Annotated in this window: 1 protein-coding gene; it reads right to left on the bottom strand. The window is 69.2% G+C overall.

Going from position 1 to position 591, the window contains the following annotated elements; genetic code table 11:
- Window positions 1–391: 391 nt before the first annotated feature.
- The coding region (locus P409_RS40495; protein ID WP_034849911.1) for a hypothetical protein at window positions 392–591 on the bottom strand (200 nt) is incomplete at its 5' end.

Raw genomic sequence — 591 nt, 5'->3', positions numbered from 1 at the left:
CCCCTCCCGCAAGGGGAGGGGGAGTGTGGAAAACACGCGTCGGTTCAGGTGATCGAATTCTGAAAAGGATCCCGCCAGGCGGGAGAGGCAACGCGAAAAGACGATCGGGATTGCCGAGGGTGGCCAGCTCTCGCCTCCTCACCCGAAATCGCTGTGCGATGTCGGCCTCCCCGGCCAGGCCGGCCCCTTGCAGAATAGCCGGCATCGTCATTGCGAGCGCAGCGAAGCAATCCATGCGGCAGCCCGTGCTGGCCCATGGATTGCTTCGTCGGCTTCGCCTCCTCGCAATGACGGCGAAGGCCGGCGTTCCGGAAAGGCCTCGCTTGCGGCAGGGGCACGCAGGAAGACGCCCGGCTTCGTCACGAGCGGGCAGGCCGCATCCGGATGCCGCTCACCCCCAGTCGCCGCGCTTCTTGCCGGCGCGGTACTGCTTGTGGCGCTGGATCCAGACCTTGCGCGCCTCGGCCCGCGCCAGCGGGTCCTCCTTGCGCTCCAGATGCGCCAGCTCGCGCTGCAGCTTGCCCCAGCTGCGCCAGCGCTCCGGGTCCAGGCTGCCATCCTCCAGCGCCGCGCGCACGGCGCAGCCGGGCT

It is taken from the genome of Inquilinus limosus MP06 (assembly GCF_000767795.1).
Taxonomy (GTDB): Bacteria; Pseudomonadota; Alphaproteobacteria; order DSM-16000; family Inquilinaceae; genus Inquilinus; species Inquilinus limosus_E.
The sequence above is the reverse complement of the archived record's forward strand: the minus strand, read 5'-3'. Positions and strand labels throughout refer to the sequence as shown.